The following is a 1719-nucleotide window of genomic DNA, read 5'->3' on the forward strand; positions in this document are numbered from 1 at the left end:
CCTGCTTTCGGCAGGTAAACATATAAATTAATATCATTAATTTTATATCTCTTTCTTGGTCTTCCCATGGCAGAGAAAAACAGCATTAGAAGAGTTGAATCCTCATTAAAACGTACAAGGTTCTTAGGTCACCTTGGTCTCATGGCTGGAGTTTTCAGAGAGCTTGAAGTTGACAAACTGATCGATGAAAAACTTCCTAAAGAAAGGGATCATAACGTCCCTCACTCCGTCTGCATCCTTGCCATGGTACTCAATGGTCTTGGTTTCGTAGGGCAACGTCTGTACCTGTTTCCTGATTTTTTCAAAAACATTTCTACTGAAAGGCTTTTTGGAGACGGTATAACAAAAGAAGACCTGAATCAATATGTTATCGGAGAGACTCTTGACAGAATCGTCAAATACGGCCCTACAAAACTGTTTACGGAAATCACTCTTCATATTATGACTCGTCTACCTATTCCTGTTCACTGTTTACACGCTGACACTACAAGTGTCAGCGTTTTTGGGGATTATGATGACGAAGAAACTGAGTCTATTGACATTACTTTTGGAATCCCAAAAAACGGAAGATGGGACCTGAAACAATTTGTACTGAGCTTGATTGTTAATCAGCACGGAATACCTCTTTTCATGAACACACATTCAGGAAACGCTTCCGACAAAAACACAATTTTTGAAGCCATCAAGTCTCTTAAATCAGTTTTAAGACCTGAAAGCAAAGTGTACTATGTCGCTGATAGTTCCTTTTACACAGACAATAATATCAAAAACATAGGGAAGTCATTCTGGATCAGTCGTGTTCCTGCAACAATTACCGAGGCAAAGGAACTGCTAACTGCAAATCTGAACCTGAAAACGCTAAAAAGCGACGAAAGATACTCATTTTATCAAACCTTTGTGGAATATGGCGGAGTTAAACAAAAGTGGGTTTTGCTGCTTTCTCACAAGATGAAAGAGAAGAAAGAGCAAACTCTCAGAACAAAGCTTGACAAAGAGGTTGAAAAAGCAGACAAGGCTTTTAAAAAGCTGAAAGTAGAGGACTTCTTCTGTGAAGATGATGCATTAAAAGCCGCAGAGAAATGGATTCAAGATTTCCCCTCAATTGTGTTTGAAAATGTTGATTTGAAAGCCATTAAAAAATGTGAATCGGGTAAAAGAGGCAGACCTTCAAAAGATGAGGAATTAAAAACCTATTACAGGATTGATGGCAGCATAAAGGTTAATGATGCTTTTGTTTTGAAAGAAATGGAGAAAATGGGACTTTTCATTCTTGCGAGCAATGATATCAGTCTTTCTCCTGAAGATATGCTGAAGTATTACAAAGGACAGGATAATGTAGAAAAGGGATTCAGATTCTTGAAAAGTGATACGTTTAGCATATCGAAAGTTTACCTTAAGAAAAAATCCAGAATTGAAGCACTGACTATGATAATGGTTCTCTGCTTAATGATTTATTCAATTGCAGAATGGAAATTAAGGACAAAGTTAGAAGAAGAAAATGAAACGGTTCCAGATCAAAAAGGGAAACAAACAAAAAGACCTACAATGAGATGGATATTTTTCAATTTCCAGGGAATTACAGAACTTAATACTCATAATGAAGAAGAAATAGAGTCAGAAATATTGAATATGGAGGATATTCACTGGAAGATACTGAGGCTCATGGGAGAGAAATATGAAAATATCTATCTCTAATTACGTTAACCTGCCGAAGGCAGG

General features: G+C 37.1%; 1 protein-coding gene. It reads left to right on the forward strand.

What is annotated here, in order from left to right; all coding sequences use genetic code 11:
* The first annotated feature begins 66 nt into the window (after window positions 1-66).
* The gene (locus FTO70_RS17840; protein ID WP_255337121.1) at window positions 67-1695 is read left to right on the forward strand and encodes an IS1634 family transposase; all 1629 of its coding nucleotides are present in this window, start codon (window positions 67-69) and stop codon (window positions 1693-1695) included.
* Window positions 1696-1719: the final 24 nt, after the last annotated feature.

It is taken from the genome of Methanosarcina sp. KYL-1 (assembly GCF_024372725.1).
Classification (GTDB): domain Archaea; phylum Halobacteriota; class Methanosarcinia; order Methanosarcinales; family Methanosarcinaceae; genus Methanosarcina.